This is a genomic window from Paenibacillus endophyticus (assembly GCF_014192395.1).
GTDB lineage: Bacteria > Bacillota > Bacilli > Paenibacillales > Paenibacillaceae > Pristimantibacillus > Pristimantibacillus endophyticus.
Genome location: NZ_JACHXW010000023.1, coordinates 14,069 through 31,233 on the forward strand (window position 1 = coordinate 14,069; position 17,165 = coordinate 31,233).

General features: G+C 48.3%; 12 protein-coding genes. 9 read left to right on the forward strand and 3 right to left on the reverse strand.

Going from position 1 to position 17,165, the window contains the following annotated elements:
* Positions 1-244 precede the first annotated feature (244 nt).
* Positions 245-1,522 (forward strand): BNR-4 repeat-containing protein, encoded by a 1,278-nt coding sequence (locus FHS16_RS26190; RefSeq protein ID WP_183569770.1) that lies wholly within the window; start codon positions 245-247, stop codon positions 1,520-1,522.
* A gap of 219 nt (positions 1,523-1,741) precedes the next feature.
* Positions 1,742-2,251: a TlpA family protein disulfide reductase gene (locus FHS16_RS26195; RefSeq protein WP_183569772.1), complete on the forward strand. Its 510-nt coding sequence runs from the start codon at positions 1,742-1,744 to the stop codon at positions 2,249-2,251.
* On the opposite strand, the gene FHS16_RS26200 is transcribed toward FHS16_RS26195, so the two are convergent.
* Positions 2,225-3,475, reverse strand: a complete 1,251-nt coding sequence (locus tag FHS16_RS26200) for an MFS transporter (RefSeq protein ID WP_183569775.1) — start codon at positions 3,473-3,475, stop codon at positions 2,225-2,227. The two genes, FHS16_RS26195 and FHS16_RS26200, sit on opposite strands and share 27 nt — an antisense overlap.
* A 188-nt stretch (positions 3,476-3,663) precedes the next feature.
* Here FHS16_RS26200 and FHS16_RS26205 point away from each other — a divergent pair, with 188 nt between their 5' ends.
* Positions 3,664-4,026: a DUF423 domain-containing protein gene (locus tag FHS16_RS26205; protein WP_183569777.1), complete on the forward strand. Its 363-nt coding sequence runs from the start codon at positions 3,664-3,666 to the stop codon at positions 4,024-4,026.
* A gap of 276 nt (positions 4,027-4,302) precedes the next feature.
* A complete protein-coding gene (locus FHS16_RS26210; protein WP_183569778.1) occupies positions 4,303-6,687 on the forward strand; it encodes a polyprenyl synthetase family protein in 2,385 nt (794 codons plus the stop codon).
* A 9-nt stretch (positions 6,688-6,696) separates the two neighbouring features.
* Here the strand turns inward: FHS16_RS26210 and FHS16_RS32320 are convergent, their stop codons facing one another.
* Positions 6,697-6,819 carry a hypothetical protein gene (locus tag FHS16_RS32320; protein WP_281379203.1) on the reverse strand — a complete coding sequence of 41 codons (123 nt, stop codon included), beginning with the start codon at positions 6,817-6,819 and terminating at the stop codon, positions 6,697-6,699.
* A gap of 242 nt (positions 6,820-7,061) precedes the next feature.
* Entirely contained in the window at positions 7,062-7,691 is a 630-nt protein-coding gene (locus FHS16_RS26215; RefSeq protein WP_183569780.1) for a YfbR-like 5'-deoxynucleotidase, read from the reverse strand.
* Positions 7,692-8,263: 572 nt separating this feature from the next.
* Between FHS16_RS26215 and FHS16_RS26220 the strand changes: the two genes are divergently transcribed.
* The 5 genes from FHS16_RS26220 (at position 8,264) to FHS16_RS26240 (ending at position 17,112) form a co-directional block, all read left to right on the forward strand.
* A complete protein-coding gene (locus tag FHS16_RS26220; RefSeq protein ID WP_183569782.1) occupies positions 8,264-12,193 on the forward strand; it encodes an S-layer homology domain-containing protein in 3,930 nt (1,309 codons plus the stop codon).
* A gap of 355 nt (positions 12,194-12,548) precedes the next feature.
* Positions 12,549-13,256, forward strand: a complete 708-nt coding sequence (locus tag FHS16_RS26225; protein WP_183569784.1) for a hypothetical protein — start codon at positions 12,549-12,551, stop codon at positions 13,254-13,256.
* Positions 13,257-13,384: 128 nt separating this feature from the next.
* Positions 13,385-13,993, forward strand: coding sequence for a TlpA family protein disulfide reductase (locus FHS16_RS26230; RefSeq protein ID WP_183569786.1), 609 nt, complete (start codon positions 13,385-13,387; stop codon positions 13,991-13,993).
* A 157-nt stretch (positions 13,994-14,150) separates the two neighbouring features.
* Complete coding sequence (locus tag FHS16_RS26235) at positions 14,151-15,980, forward strand: sensor histidine kinase (protein ID WP_183569788.1); 1,830 nt, start codon at positions 14,151-14,153, stop codon at positions 15,978-15,980.
* A complete protein-coding gene (locus tag FHS16_RS26240; protein ID WP_183569790.1) occupies positions 15,961-17,112 on the forward strand; it encodes a response regulator in 1,152 nt (383 codons plus the stop codon). The genes FHS16_RS26235 and FHS16_RS26240 overlap by 20 nt, the downstream gene beginning before the upstream one ends.
* Positions 17,113-17,165: the final 53 nt, after the last annotated feature.

A 17,165-nucleotide genomic window follows, 5' to 3' on the forward strand; every position in this document is an offset into this window, starting at 1 on the left:
CCCATCAGAGGTGTGCGTAGAAAAACTTGTGTAAATGTTCTATCGGTGCTTATAAAGCGGTGGAAATTCCAACGTTTTGTTCTATTAGAAGCATGATTTTGTATATGACATACGAAATCATCGCTATGTTATGATAGCCGTGGCGCCACAAACAAAACAAAATGTAAGCGCTTCACTCCTCCCGGCCGGAGAGCAATGCCGTTCTTTGCATTCGTGTAACACCATTTCAAGGAGGCGAATGATAATGGTAAAAAGCAGGTTGTGGAAGATTCTCGCAGTAGCCGCGCTGCTGGTTTCATTGCTGCCGGCAGGAGTCGGAAATGCAGCTGCATCTTTAACCGAGGTTCCTTATACGATCGATTCGAGCAATCAAGCAGGCTGGTGGACACCACTGGAGACGTACGGCACCGGCCTTGAATATGCTTATATGGCATACAATGCGCCAGGCAGCACGGAGGGTACCCATAAAGTGTACATTGCAAGGCGCGACGGGGCCGGAGCGTGGTCGAATATTCCCGTCATGAATGGCAGCGCAGTGGCCGAATACAACGATGATGTTGGCCATAACCAGCCTTCGATCGCACGGGACGGCAGCGGCAGGTTTCATGTGTTCGCTTCCATGCATAACGACAGCTGGCGCTACTTCCGCTCGGATACGGTTGGCGGAGCGCCGCAGAATCACTCAGCGGATATGCCCACCTCAGCATCGTTCAAGGGAACTTATCCGGTGCTGGCAACAGCCCCGAATGGCGATGTATACTTATTGATCCGATCAGGGGATGACTCGGCAGGTTACCGTTCAGGCAGGCTGTTCCGCTGGAACAACGCAGCATCGGCTTGGAGCCAGGCAGCGGTTGTCGGAACGCATGCAGGCCGGTCATTTTATCCGAATGATCTCGTATTTGATGCGAACGGCGATCTGCACATCCTGTTCGAATGGTCTGCCTTCGTTTCGAGCGCGCTGCGCCATGAATTGTCTTATATCAAGTATAGGCCTTCCAACGGCTCCTTCTACAAAGCAGACGGCAGCGTAGTTTCCGTTCCCGTGTCTCTTGCGACTGCGGATATCGTGCAGCCGCTTGCACTTACGGAGGCTTATGTACAGAACGGAGGGGACCCCGGCGGTCCAGGCGTCCAAAGCGCTAAGCTTGCCGTCGATTCGGCGGGCAGCCCGAAGATCGTCTACCGCTACCGGGAAGAGGGCAGTACCAATTTCTCGATCAAATACGCTTCATTCGTTTCCGGCAGCTGGAGCCTGCAGACGGTCTACGACCTTACGCAGACGAGGGCAGCCATCGATATTACGTGGACGGGCTCTGTCCCTCGCGTTTACTATACGAAGTATAGCGGCACGGATCGTGCCTATATGGCCGTCCCTTCAGGCAGTGCGGGCTGGAGCCTTACATCCATAGCCTCGGGCAAGCCCATTGAGCGGCTTAGCGTGGAGCGGAACGCGAACGGAACCGACATTTTATATTTAGTTGAGGTGGCCAATAGGAAGCTGTATTACGGCAGGAATTGATAGTGGATCGATGAATCAACCGGGCGCTCGGAGCGCCTGACTTAGGCTAATCGGCTTGGTAGTCTTTTACCGCTTATATAAACGCCAATATAAGGAAAGAACCCGACCGTGCGAGGTCGGGTTTTTGATTTATTTTCATCATTATTCTGTTAGAATAGGTCATAAATGGGGCGACGGTCCATATACTTACGATTGCTGAGCGGGAAGGGATGAACGGCGATGGACAGAATAGCCAAAATGACTACAGGCGCGATCTTTGTTCTAGTAGTGGGCATAATGCTCTACCTGACCTTACATGATGCGAGCAGAATAAACGCAAACGACTTTCAAATGGAGCTGTCGGAGCTGCGCAGCGGGGAGCAAGTAAAGGTTGATTTTGCAGAGAAGCCAACGGTCTTGTCCGTGTTCACGTCATGGTGCCCCTATTGCAATGAGGACGCACCCAAAATGGTCGATTTGCATGAGAAATACAAGGATCGGATAAATCTATACGGCATTAATGTTACGAATCGTGATGAACGGTCAGAGGTGGAGAGCTATGTGGAGGAGCATGGCATTGAATATCCCGTCCTCCTTGATGAAGATGGCGCTGTATACGAGTATTATGGCGCAGAAGGATTCCCGGCGCTCTATTTCATAAATACCGATGGCATCGTAGTGGATTACATCGTTGGTTCAGTGGATCAGAACGTGATTGATGCGTCATTTGCGAGCCTTCTCTCGGAATAACATAAAGAATAGCATCGATGCGGTGACGTATAATAATCCAGTAATGCTGAACGTTATAGCATACCCCCAGTAGTAGCCGTGGGCAGCAATGAGATGAGCGTGCACGGGTCCCATGGTGGCCCACCCCAACATAAAAGCAGTCTGCATGCAGGAATTAGCAAGGCTGCGCTTCTGGGCGGAGACTCGGTCGATTAGAATAGCGGATTGCAACGGATTAGCCGCATTCATCAGCGCTTGGCGAAAAAGAAAGCTAATAGACGCGACGATCAATAGATTCGTAAAGCCTGTTAGCAGCAGGAAAGGCAGCGAAAGCGTTTGGAAGATAACGATCGCTTTTACTTTTCCAACCCGATTAGCGAGCGTGGGGCCAATAAGCATGGAGATGATGGTCATCACCTGACCCAGCGAAAGCAAGAGACTCATGGCACTAAGAGAGACCGAGAATCGATTGGTGAAATATAAATTCAAGTAAGGCACCACAAGTCCCGATCCGATTCCAATCAAGAGCTGTATGCCGGCAAATTTAGCAATAAACTTCAAATCGCCATGCGATTGAGAGGCGTTTTTTGCTGGCAGATTATGTTCGGACGGCTGGGCGGCTTGAAGCTGGGGACGCGCTGATTCCCGTATAGCCTGCAAAGGCAGGAACGCCGCAATGGTTGCAACGCTGCCAACAAGCAAAACGAGTTTAAAGGAAAGCAGCTTGTCTAATCCTGCGGATTGCATCACATCGGCCATAATGCCCCCGCCAAGGCTGCCCGCCACCTGGGAGGCGAGAACAAACGCGGAATAGAAGCTGAATATGCGCAGCCGGTCTGCTTTTGCTATATTTTCGGCAAGAAAGGGAATGGCGAGCACCTGGAAAATAGCAGCAAATAAGCCAGTTAGAACGGCCATTGCAAGCAGGCTGCTGTCTGACTCCAATAAAGTGCGGCCCGCTAATACGATGCCGCTGCATAATGCGCCGATAACGAGCAGCCTCTTGCGGCTGGCACGATCTCCGAAAAACCCGATCGGGATAAAGCATAGCGCTGTTGCCAGTGATTGCACGCTGACGATTGTCCCGGTCATGGCATCGGGATAACCGAGCTCATGTATGTATAAATTGTAAAGGACCGAGAACATCCCCGTCCCGATTTGGTAGAGCATGTTAGCCAGAAAGAACAGCCGGATGTTTCGCGGCCAGCTTTGCCACTCTGCGGCGGTTGATTGAACGAATTTCATGTAAGAGCCTCCTGATGATGTACAAAGCAACTCTACTATTCCGGCCTCCGCAAATCAATTGAAAATAATTCCATTAAAATAGTGAAATAGTCCCTGCAAAATGAAATGGTCGACAGGACATAATTCCCACTCCCTTTTAATCATGATATGCTAGAGGTACGATTCGAAAAATGAGGTGAACGTTTTCCATGCAGACTTTTGTTATGCTCGGCTGTATTTTTATGGTGCTAGCGGTTGCGATTGGAGCCTTCGGCGCCCATGCACTGAAGAGTAAATTAACGCCGGATAAGCTGAAGGTATACGAGGTGGGCGTGCAATACCATATCGCGCATGCGCTGGGCTTGATTCTGGTCGGTATGCTTGTAAGCCATTATCCGGACGAACAGGTTATCGTTACAGGTGGCTGGTTTTTGGCAGCCGGTATCCTTTTGTTCTCAGGAAGCCTATACGCGCTAAGCGTTGCCAAAGCCCGGTTTCTTGGTCCAATTACACCGCTAGGCGGTCTTTCCTTTATGATTGGTTGGGTGCTTATTGCTGTGGGCGTGCTTTAGGGCAGCGCTTGCTTGCAAGCGGAAATAGCTCGTGCAGGCGAATGTCGCAGGCGTGTGGCTGCGTTTCAACGCCGTCTCCTAAATCCATAACCGTACGAGGTTGTGGATTTTGCTTTTTCGTAACCTAAAAATACATTTCCCGTATGTAGAAGATGAAGATGGTTCTGAAGTGGTGCTAAAGGAATAGGCGCTCCAATCGGTTACGACGGGTGGAGAACCTTCTCCTCCTATAATCCTATCATTAGATTAATAATAGAAGCTGAGGTCATACACCTTATGAATAACGAATTAATGGTTCAGGCCGATACCAGCTATCGTATGGCTGAGCAGAAGGCCGCGCAATACTTCGACTCTCTTTATGAGCAGGCCAATGAAAGAAAGTATGCACCTGCCCTGACAGAAGACATCAGGCTGTGGAAGCGAAGTCATATTCGCCGCCTATCTTGGCTGTCGTTCTTGCCAGGAGGCAAGAAGAATTCCGACCAAGCGAATTATAATCGTTACATGCTATGGCTGAAGCATACCGGCAAATTAGATGATTACTTAGACAGAAGCATATCCTACATTTATATGAGGGATCTTGGCAAAGCGATAGACTCCCCCGATACGAAAGCAAGAATACAGCGAGTCGTTGCCGACATCAAACATCGCCTGGTTCCCTCCTCCGCGGCAAATGGGGAAGGAAAGCCGGATTTCATTAGCTTGGCTGGACTGTACAGGTGGGCTCAGCAGGAGGGCATCGAAACGGCCGCAATCTGGGTGATCGATAAGCTTAAGGCGGTATCGACCAACATTCCAGAGGAATTGAATGCCGAGCATGCGCAGCGCAAGCTTATTAAAATTATTATTGGCGTGGTGCTGCATGCATTCGAGGAGCTTGGCGATGAACAGTCCCCTGTAGAACGTGCTAGAAAACTGGATGAAGCGATGAGGCTCGGTTATTCCTACGGTCTGACGTATCCGTTCATAGACGATCTGCTGGATTCGCAGGCGCTAACCGAACAAGAGAAAGTCCAATATTCCGATATGATACGCAGCGCGCTTCTTACGAGGTCGGTGCCGGAACTGGGCGAGTGGACTGGAACGAATAAAGCTATGCTGCAGTACATTCATGCGGAGATGCGGGAAGCCTTTGAGTATATTAAGCAGCACCAGCAGCCGGAAACGCAGCAGCTGTTTTTTGATCAGACCTATGTTTTTTTTCACTCGCAGGAGCTGGATCGCGCCAAGGTATTGTCCAATGCGTCCTATACGAATGATGAGCTTTATATTCCGATTATATTAAAGTCCTCTTCTTCCCGTTTGATCGCCCGTTCCGTCATTCATGCTCCCGAGGATGAGGGCTTTGAGAACCGAACCTTCTATTATGGCATCTATAACCAGCTTGCTGATGATTTCGCGGATATGTTCGACGATATGCAAGAAGGTGCGGTGACTCCCTATACGTATTATTTAACCTATCGTGATCAGCGCGAGGATCTTATTAATCCCTTTGAGTTATACTGGACGGTCATTGCCCATCTTATTCATAACGTGTACCAATCCGATCCGGACACCCGCGAGGTGATTCTAGATCGTGCCATCAATGGGCTGAGACGGTTTAAAATACGACACGGTTCGGAAAAATACAACAGCGTAATGAATATATTTGCCAGCGGAGACCCGGCATTTCATCGTCTTATTCAGAAACTGGTTAAGAAAGCGGTAGACGTAGATTTTTTCGATAAGCTGCTTCGGGACGAACTGGTCAACACGCTCAAAAGCGACCGCGAGGAGAAAGAAGCTTTCTTCGAGACGATTACAGCGGCTCGCGAGCAGATTAACAGCAACTTGCTCATCACTAAGCGCGACAGCTCGCCATCCATGGATGAGACGCTAATCGATGCGGCGAATTACAGTCTCGAAGGGGATGGCAAACGGCTGCGTCCTATCTTGTCCTGGGTCATGGGTGTGCAAGAATATGGCCTGCAAGCCCAATCTTTAATGCCCTTGCTGCGGTCATTGGAATACATGCATACAGCATCTCTTATCTTCGACGATCTTCCGTCTCAGGATGATGCGTCCACCCGCAGGGGACGCCCCACGCTGCATCAGATGCACGATAGCGCGACAGCGGAATTAACCGGCTTGGTTCTCATTCAGAAGGCGATTCAGGAGCAATCTTCGTTAGAATCGTTTGAAGCCAAAGCTGTGATCGCGTTGATGCGATACTCCGCCCAAAAGGCAGAGGACCTATGCATGGGGCAGGCAATGGATTTGAGCTCCAAAGGAAAAGTGCTCACCTTGGAGCAATTGAATACGATTTGTTTTTACAAAACCGCCATTGGTTTCGAGGCTGCGCTCGTCATGCCCGCGATTCTTGCCCAAGTGAACGAGAATGAAATCGCTGTGTTGAAAACATACGCTTATCACGCAGGCATCGCCTTTCAAATTAAGGACGATTTGCTTGATCTGGAAGGAGATGCGCAGCTGCTCGGCAAGCCTGTTGGCCAGGATGTTGAGAATAATACGTCAAGCTTCGTCACAGTCCTGGGACAGGAGGGCGCTCAGAAAGCGATGTGGGAGCACTATTGCTCTGCGATTGGCGCATTGAAGGGCATGAAGCGCCGGACCTCTTTTCTGGAGCATTTATTGAATTATATCGTTCACCGGGACCATTAGAATATTAGATCAACGGGGCACCGATACCGATACCGCTAACGCGAGCAATAGAGCTGCTGCCGCTAATTGATGAAGATAAATACAGCGCGCGTCCTTAGGGAGCGCGCTATATTTGCGCTCGGCTGGCGCCATGGGCGTATCGCTCCTTCACGTTAGGGAAACGAGAGCGATACATATGGATTAGCTTGAACGGCTCGCAAGGTTGAAGCAGCGAAGAAGAACCGTCCATGAGAGGAAGGTTCTTCGTGTGGGATCAAGTGATGGAGCAGTACTTCTTTCATGGTGGGTTGGGATTGAAGATGTGAATCAATGAATAAACAAATAAATGAAAGGATGAAAGTACGCAGGGGGCTGGGGAAAAGGGAGAGCTATGGTCAGAGAGCCAAAGCTTCTTTTGTAATCTTTTGAATATCAACGGGACAATTAGAGCTTTCATTCACGATGTCGGGCAAAATATGCTTCAAAAAGTAATCTACGCAATGCAGCTTGATTTTTTTGATTTTGACAAGCGCTTCGCGATACATAATGACAAATTCCTTCTCGGTGTTGCCTCTTTGCAATTCCGTAAGCGCCTCGTATACTTGATCTAATTTGTCCGCGACTTCGAGAATGAGTCCTTCGACGGAATCGTCCTTGCCCTCGCGCAGCTGTCTGCGAAAGATGGGCTTAAGCTCCTCGGGGATGTTCTCTTCAATAAATAGAGCGATCATTCCTTCTTCTACCTGCTGCAGCATGCCGCGTAGCTCCATGGAATAATGCTTGACGGGTGTTTTGATATCGCCAATGAAGATTTCGCCGTAGTCATGACTGCTCGTAATTTCGTAAAGCTTCTTCCAGTCGATGGTAACCCCGTTGCTCTCCTCAATGTCTGCCAATGTTTTGGCGTACTGGACAACCTTCCATGAGTGAGCGGATACGCTATGTTCTTCAAACTTGAATTTACCAGGGCAGCGGATAATGCGTTCGAGATCGTTAAGGGATTGAAAGTACGTATGAATTCCCATGGCTAGCAAATCCTCTCTATAGTCCAAGTGTAAGGCGGTGCATTACAGCTAGTATAAAGCTGATTTGTTAATGGACGATTAATGAATGTAACCTTAAGTGTAAATATGCGAAGGAAGGTCTTATTTGCTCCACTCTCACAGTTGCAATAGTTATCAAAAACGAAAATACATACTATAAAATAATCGAATCATTTGCTTTATTGGATAACAAAAGATTTAATTCCGACTAATCTGATGCGAAATGAGTAAAAATCATTGACAGCGGGTGGAACAACGCTTTATGATGGGTGCATGGAATGAATTACGAGTCATTTCGCCGGATAATTAAAGAGCACAATAATCCACTGGACAACCAGAGATTCGATGCAGGCGCTACCGCACCTGCCACGAATCTCTTTTTTTATCCACATATTCCGTAACAGGGAGGGGCGGCGTCATTTGCAGAGGTTGCAATAACGTTCTAACAGATACATAAGAGCGTCTGCGAGCTTGTTGAAAAGGGGCTTGCAAGGCAGTACAAGTTTTTTCGCAATTATAATTCCAACTATTCTGATAGATAGAGGTGCATAAATATGAAAAAAGCAATAAAATCACAGCGATGGATCGCTTTGTTGCTTGCCGCAGTACTAGCATTGCCGGTCTTTGGAGCAGGCAGCGCGGTTGCTGCCCCCGAATCGGCAGGAAGCAGCGCCAAGCTGGACTATTTTGGCTCCCGCTATGAAGCGCTTGCGGGCAAAGACCATGTATTTGAAACACTCACGTATTACGAGCTGGACTATTTGCTGAGAAATGCTACGGATGGCACGACACCGGCACCGGATGATAACTATATTCTCTTGTTCGGTGGATCATGGCAGCCGGAGACGCAAGCCGCTATCGGTTATATCAATGATGTAGCTAAGGAATACGGCGTAACGTCGATCAAAAACTTTGATACGAAGCTGGACGGTCCTGAGGGTTGGTTGGATATTACAAAAACGAACCCGGAGTTAACGTATGAAGTTAGTGCTGGTGGTTCTTTAGCGGAACCGACCAAAGCGGCTAGCGCTACCCAATTAAATAAAGACTTTACTAGACGTTACGTGGATTTGGGAGCTCTTTACTTGACCAACCTTAACGATGTCACAGCTGGTAATTCAGGTAAAGTAGCGTTTAATTATACGGAAGCTGGCTCTCCAGGAACAGTAGAAGTAAATGTCGTTGATTCCCCATTTTTGTTTATCTATAACAAGAACAATAAGGATGCAGAAGGCAAGCCGACTCCTATCATTGCTTCTCTTGAGGGTATAAGCAGCGCAGGAAGCTTGACTGCCTTGCAAAACGGCAGCGGAGCAGATTCGTACAAAACGGCACTTCGGGGCGTTTTTGATAAAATCTCCCCAGCAGGCACCAAAAATGCGAAATATAAAGTGCTTACGAACCAAGGCTATATTTCCGGTTCTTATAATGAGTTTAGATCAGCTGCATCTGGTGGCCAGGAAACGCCGGTCATTTTCACTAATGAGGATCCCAAGATTGTTCTGGACTCGGTTACGCTTGATGAGCTGAAATATACGCTTTCTTCGGAAGGTACATATGTGCTGCTCGTTGGCTGCGCTTGGTGCGGAGATACACAGGGTATCGTTAAATACGTAAACCAAGTTGCAAATGAATATGGCGTTGAAAAAGTGTATAATTTCGATGCGAAGCTAGATGGCGGTGTTGGTGGTGTGCTTTCCTATGCCACGAATCCACGCCCAACATGGGATCTTGGTGGAGGCAATTTCCTGCACACGAGAGACAATTCCCAGTTTATTACACCGATCTATACGAATTTAGTTAATGAATATTTGCCAAACATTTCTTCGGAAGACACAAAGAAAACTCCTATTAATAATATTTTTTATTTTAAAAATGATGAAGCAAAAGCAAACAATACACCAACTATAGCGAAGAGAGTACAGGCTCCATATGTATTGGTGTACAACAAGGACAATAAAGATGCGAATGGCAACCCGGCTCCAATTCTTGGACATGTGGAGCTTATGGGATATTGGCGTGCTACTCACAGTAACGCAGCTGCAAAAAGCTTGAAGGTTAACAGTCTTCGAACTCTGTTTTCCAGAACAGAATTGAAACCGAGCGGCTTAACTGCCGTGCCTCCTACGACTGCTGGCGGTAAGGATGCGAAAGTTGAAGGGATTGCTAAAATAACGATGGTTGGCGGAAACCAAGTGGTTGCGACCAAGTCTCTGGAGTACAGATTGAAAGCAGTGAACGAGGCAGAAGCATACGAATACACACCAGTTCCATATAAAGCAACAGATGCATTGCTAGGCACTTCAATCAACGTTGAAAAACCAGGCGTATATGAGTTCCGCTATGCAGCTAAGCCAGGTTTTGACTCGGAAAATAACACCTACACATCTGCAGTAGCAACTTTGTATGCACCAGGTCCAGTAGTAGAGATCGTCGTTCCGGATTTCCAAGCGCCTCCGACCGGTCTAGCTAACTTGGCGCCTGAAACAGCTTCAAGTCAAGGTAAAATCGTAAGGATTGTGGATGGTGAGGTAGTAGCTCTTCCAACTGGTCTTGAATATAAGCTGAAAGGCGATCCAGACTCGTTATACGAGCCTGTGACAGGCGATGCAATTAACGTTGAGCCGGGCCATGAGTATGTTGTTCGGCTTGCTGCCAAAACAGAAAACGGCAACGCGGTTGCCCCAAGCGCATTCGTTACTGTGTACGCTCGCGGCTACAAGGAGCTTGGACCTCCATCAGCATTGAATGCTGTACATCCGTCCACGCTTGCCAATGACGATGGACAAATTGATGGCCTGACAGCAGGTGTTGAGTACAAGTCCGAGTACACATTGGAGTACAAAAAAGGTAACGGCACGGACGAAGTGTACGTAACGGTTCCTGAAACGGCGATTAGCGCAGGCAAGCTTACAGGCTTGACTCCTGATCTCTACACAGTTCGTTATGCAACATATGAAGACTATAGCGCAAGTCCGGCTGTAGAGCTTCGCATTAAAGCAAATGTAGCTGCGCCACAAGGGCTTGCAGGCGTAGCGCCAACCAGCACCTTGCAAAACAATGGTAAAATTACAGGCGCAAATGCGGACTTGGAGTACCGTTCAAGCAACCAATCAAGCTATCTGCCTGTGACAGGCGCTGAGATTACCGGCTTGCTGACAGGCAGCTACGAGGTTAGATACAAAGAAACGGCAAGCACGCTTCCTAGTGCAACGGCAACAGTTGTTGTTCCAGTATATGTTGCGCCTCCAACAGGCGGAAGCGGTACTGGCGGCGGCGGAGCAACGACGCCAAGCAACATTACGCAATCCGGTAATACAGTCGTCGCTACAATTGCTTCCAAAGTGGATGAAGCTTCCGGTACAGCTGTTGCAGTAGTACCTGCAGCTACCGTGACGGGTTTGCTGGATAAAGCGAAACAAGCGGAAGGCGAAGGCAAGAAAGCCGTCCTAGAAATTAAAGTGGAAGATTCACAGCAGCAGAACGACATTCAAGTTACCATTCCGAGAAGCGCGTTCAACGGGCTTGTGTCGGGAGCAAACCCAGAATTGAAAGTTACGGTTGGCATCGGCTCTATTTCATTTGATGCGAGCACGCTGAAATTGATCAGCGCGAACAGCGATTCAGGCGACATCAGCTTCATTATTTCGAAATCCGAGCTTGCGGAAGAAAATAAAGAAGTGCTTGGAGACCGTCCGGTATACGACTTGAACGTATTTGCAGGACAAACGATCGTCACTGCCTTTGGCGGCTCGAAAGTATTCGTTTCGTTGCCATACACACTGAAAGCCGGCGAAGATCCAAATGCCGTAATCGTCTACTACGTAACGGATGAAGGCGAACTGCAAGTCATTAGAGGCCAATACAATAAAACAAACGCTGCGGTTGAATATGCAACGGAGCATTTCTCCCAATATATTATTGGGTACTACAAAATCGACTTCTCCGATGTTTCTGCGTCGGCATGGTTCGCTCCGGCGATTAACTTCTTGGCAGCACGCGATATTACAAGCGGAACGGACGATACTCACTTCAGTCCAAAAGCAACAGTAACCCGCGGTCAATTTATCGTGCTGCTATTGAAAGCTTACGGCATTGAGCCGGAGGTTGAAGGTGCAAGCAACTTCACCGATGCGGGCAACACGTACTACACGGGTTATCTAGCAGCTGCGAAACGGCTAAGTATCGCAAACGGCTTTGAAGGAAACCGATTCGCACCAGACCAAACGATTTCCCGTCAGGAGCTATTCACGCTTCTGTACAGAGCATTGAGCGAGCTTGGAGAGCTGCCTGCTGCACAAGCTGGATCGACTCCAGTGTCGAGCTTTACGGATGCCGAGAAGGTTCCAAGCTATGCGGATGAGGCATTCAAAGCGCTTGTGGAAGCCGGCATTATTTCGGGCACGAACGGAAAGTTGCTTCCAGGCAATGCGTCTAGCAGAGCTGAAGTCGCACAGGTTCTGTACAACTTGTTGTCCCGATAAGAGCTGCAGGATCATGTTGATATTGGAATGGGAAGGGCAGCCTTAGGCTGTCCTTTCTTTCCTTAATGGCTGCGAGAGCATGCATTCTTGGGGTATAATCCATTAATCCAATTAATCTCATGGGATATAAGTATAAAATCATTGACAGGCGCATTTCGTGCTCATACAATAAGATTACAGATTCAACTGAATAGCGAGACAATGGCCTAGAGCCAGCTGATCTACTGGACCACCAGAGATGCAATCGGAGTGCGAGTGAGCACACGTTTTGTGTCTTTTTTTTATGTGAAATTTGCATGTCGGATCCGTGTAAAGAAATTGAAGATCATCAAGTATGAAGGGATGTTATGAATCAATGAAAAAGCTGACCGTATTTATTATAATCGCAGCCGTAGCCTTGTTATCTTTAACCTATGCCGTCGTTTCTGCTAACAAGAAAGGTGACTCAGGCAGCGGGAACGCTGTGGAGGCTCCAGCAGCAAATACGGAAGAAAAACCGCAGTTAGAACCGGTCAAAACAGAAGAAATACAAACAACGGCGGCGACAGTAAAGGTTGCGGCAGAAGAAAAAGCGGCTGAGCCGCCAGTCGTTGAAGAGGTAAAACCAGCAGTAGAGTCAGCGGGTGTTGAAGAAGTAAAACAAGCAGTAGAGCCAGCGGTCGTTGATGAAGTAAAGCCGGCAACAACTGTCAAAGCATCTGAAGTAAAAACAGAAGAGAAATCTTCGGTAACGGAAAAGGTAGTATCGAGCAGCACGGCAAGCAAGAAGGAAGCGACGACTGAGCAGGCAGTAAGCACGCCTGTGAACAAGGCGGTTGCATCGTCTGACAAAGTGTCTGCTCCGATTGTTAAAACGACGCCAAAGCAGGAGACAAAGGCTGTTGAGAAGGAAAAAGAGCAGCCAGCGGTGCCAGCGCCAGTCGTACAAGAGGAGACAAAAAAATCGATTACCGTTATCAAAAAACAAGAAACCAAAGTGGTTATACCGGCAGTTGAAACGACTTCATCATCATCGTCGTCAGAATCCACGTCCAATGAGGAATTCTGCGAAGAGGGCTGCTAATCTTCAACTAGCCAACATACTCAGGGATGGGGCAGTGCATTCGCTGCCCTTTTTTTATTCTACTATTAGAAAACGATGGATAATAATTGCCCAAATAGGCGCTCTCAACCGCTAAAGGAGAAAATGACATGAAAAAGAACGTTATAATAGGGGGCATAGCCCTACTGTTATTCGTAATTGCAGCCTATGCAACCAATCAATACAGCTTCAGCGGCGCGGAAACGAGTGAGCTTCTACAGCCAACCATAGCTACAGCGGCTGATGCAGTGAGCGAAAGTCCTGCCGCTGCTGAGAGCATTGCTCCGATTGAAACCGTTTCGCTAGAAGATTCGATTGATTTTACGTTGACTGACCTCGATGGAAACGAAGTAAACTTGAAGGACCTAAGAGGCAAGAGTGTTTACTTAAACTTCTGGGCTACATGGTGCAAGTGGTGCAAGAAAGAGCTTCCTGATATCAACAAGGTAAACGGTATATACAAAGATCAAGACCTGGTCGTTCTTGCTGTAAGCGTAGGCGAGAGCCAAAAGCAGGTAAGTGGCTTTATGAAAGAGCATGGCTATGATCTGACAACCCTCGTGGACCCGGATAAGAAAGTGGCACAGGAGTATGGCGTCACTGCTCTTCCGGTATCTATTTTCATCGACAAGAATGGCAAAATCGCTCATCGAAAGCTCGGCACCATGTACGAGGAAGAACTGAAGAAGGTCATTGACGGGCTGCTTATAAGCAGCTAAATCGTTGCCGCGGGGATATTGATCCTTGCGGTTTTTTTGTGTGGTGTTACTAAGTGTTTCTGAGTAATACAGCTAATAGCATTAAAGTCTCATGTTTACAAGGATTATGGATGATTTTGTCGAATGTTAGTCAGATCAGAAGTAGGGAGGAACCGTCGTGGATACAAGGCAATGGATGTCTATACTGTTATGCTTCGCGACGGCAATCATGCTGTTTGTGTCCTTTCTATCCTACCGGAAACGCCATCTGCAGGTGGCTAGAACGATGATTTACATGATGATTGCGGCCTCCTGCTATTCGCTCGGCTACGCGTTCGAGATTGTAAGTGAAAGCTTAAGCGGCATAAAGCTGTCCCTTCAGATTGAATATTTGGGCATTCCTTTTGTTTCTGCATTCTGGCTGCTGCTCGTTATCCAGTTTACCGGGCTCGCTGCCCGTTATCGGAAATGGCTGACGTTTCTCGTATTTCTCGTCCCCACCGTAACGTTTCTCCTGCATCTAACGAACGAGTGGCATCATCTGGTTTATGCAGAGTACATTCCGAGCATAAACTATTCGGTACCTGTGTTTACGACAATAAAAGGGCCTTGGTATGCCGTACACGCCATTTATAATTACACGATATTGCTGCTTGGCATTTTGCTATTCATTCCAATGTATCTACGGGCAATGCCGATTGTACGGAAGCAAATTGTCGTCCTTATCCTTGGTGCTGCAGCTCCAATGCTCTGCAATATAGTTTATATGTTCGGACAAATCATCGACCTTACACCGTTTGGGTTCGCAGTATCGGGTGTTGTGTATGCGTGGGGAATCTTCCGCTTCAGGCTGCTTCGCTTAACTCCGCTTGCCTACGCCAAAATGTTCGATACAATTCGCGATGGGGTCATCCTGCTGGATTACGAGGATCAAATCGTAAACCATAATCATGCGGCCGAAGACATATTTCCGGAGCTAGGTTTAGCGAAGCTTTTACCGGTGCTTAGTGCGGATGTACTGTCGGCTTGTCCTGAACTGCTTACTCGCATCGTATCAAGGGAATACCGGGATGACCGTTTTTCGCTCCAACGCTTGCTGAACGGCCAGCAGCGATATTATATATGCAGCTTGACTTATATTTACGATACCGGAGCAGCTCCAATCGGTAAAATGGTTATGTTTAACGATATCACGGAGCTGAAGGAAAATGAGGAAAGACTGCGTGAGAAGTCGGAGCGTCTATCCCGGCTAAACACGTTCAAAGACAAGCTGTTTACTGTAATGGCTCACGATATTCGCGATCCCATTGCTCTGATTGTCAGCCTCACTGAGCTTCTTGTTGAAGAGCCGACAGACAGTGATATAGCAAGTGCCGAAGTGTTTCAAGAAATAAGGCGGCAAGTGCGTGACACGTTTCATTTAGTCGACAACCTGCTCGATTGGTATCGCAGCCAGAATGGAGAGGTTGCGTTTCGCCCGGCGGCGTGGAATTTGCAGCAGGTGGCCAGGCAAGCGCTATCCATAGCGGGAGCAAGAGCAGCGATGAAGAATCTCACTCTTACAGAGCAAATCGATGAGCGGCTAACGGTGAATGCGGATAAAGAAATGCTCGATTTAATATTCCGAAACTTATTGTCGAATGCAATCAAGTATACCGATATTGGCGGTCGGATTGAGTTGAGCGCCTTCTTTGAAGGCGATTGGGTTAAGGTATCGGTGAGCGACAACGGAAGCGGAATTGATGAAGAAACGGCGCAAATGCTGCGCCACGATGAGATGTACTTCAAGGAGCCGGGTTTTGCTAGCCGGGAAGCCAGTGGAAATATGAGGTTTGGCCTTGTTCTGACCCGGGAATTTCTCCGTATGCACGGCGGCAGCCTAAGCTTTAATAGTTCGCCTGGACAAGGATCTACCTTCATATTTACGCTGCCAGGATCAGTGGGCCGCGAGGTGCAGATTGAAAACGAGAGGTCGGCGGTGATAGCGAATGAAAGTCATATTAGTTGATGATGAGCCGGTCATGCACTTAATTATGCGGAAAATGTTAGCCAAATACACGGAGCTGCTACTAACGGGTACATTTGCGGATACGCATGCCGCGGCCGCTTTTCTAAACGATAACCCTGATATTGAGCTAGCGTTCGTAGACATTTCCATGCCAGGCGGCAGCGGGCTGGCATTTGCAGCCAAGCTGGAGGAAACGGGGTGCAAGGCACAAATCGTGTTTGTTACTTCCCATAAGGATTATGCTGTGGAAGCATTTGAGCTGTCCGTGCTCGATTACTTGGTGAAGCCAGTTACGCAGGAGCGATTGGAGCGGACGGTTCACCGCGCGCTTGAGAGCAGGAGAAATACGCAATCGCTACCCCCTTCCGATTCTGCCAATCAAGCTGTCAACAGGATTAGTATTGCCGCGTTAGGCGATTTCTTCGTAAGAAACGAAACGGGACGCGTAAAGTGGATATCCAGCAAGAGCGCCGAACTATTTGCCTACTTGCTTCTTAGCCGCGGCAAATGGATTTCGCGATCTCGCCTGATTATGGATATATTCGCGGGAATGGCAAGCACAAATGCCGAAAAATATTTAAATACGACCGTCTATCAGCTCCGTAAGTCACTGGAGCCCATTGGTCTGCGGGAGGCCATTCGATCAGAGAATGATGGTTACGCGCTCGAACTAAACGATGCTGTTATTGATTACGTGGAGTTTGAGCGGCTGTTTGACAAGCTTGGAAGCATACGGGCTGATAACGTAGAGGAAGCGCTGGCTGTGGAAAGGCTGTATACAGGAGACCTATTTGGCAGCAAATCTTACGTGTGGGCGATATACGAAACGGATCGGTTAGCCGAACGGCATGCAGGCTTCGTTAGACATTTGGCGGAGACGCTTCTCGCCGTAGCGAACACGGCAGCTGCGTCGAAGCTGCTTCTAAAGATTTATGCCCGCAATCCGATGGACGAGCCGGTCGTGGCGCTGCTCATGAGGAAGCACGCGCAGACTGGCGACAAGAAGGCGTTAACCGCTCAATATACCGATTACGTCAAGCTCCTAAAGCGAGAGCTTGGCATTCGTCCATCAAAGGACTTGCTTCTCCTGTATGATTCACTCATTAGCGGTTTATCCGAGAGCGTCACATAAAGGCCGAAGCTGAAGAGCGTGCTCGAATGAAAGCGCTAACGAAACGGAGGGGC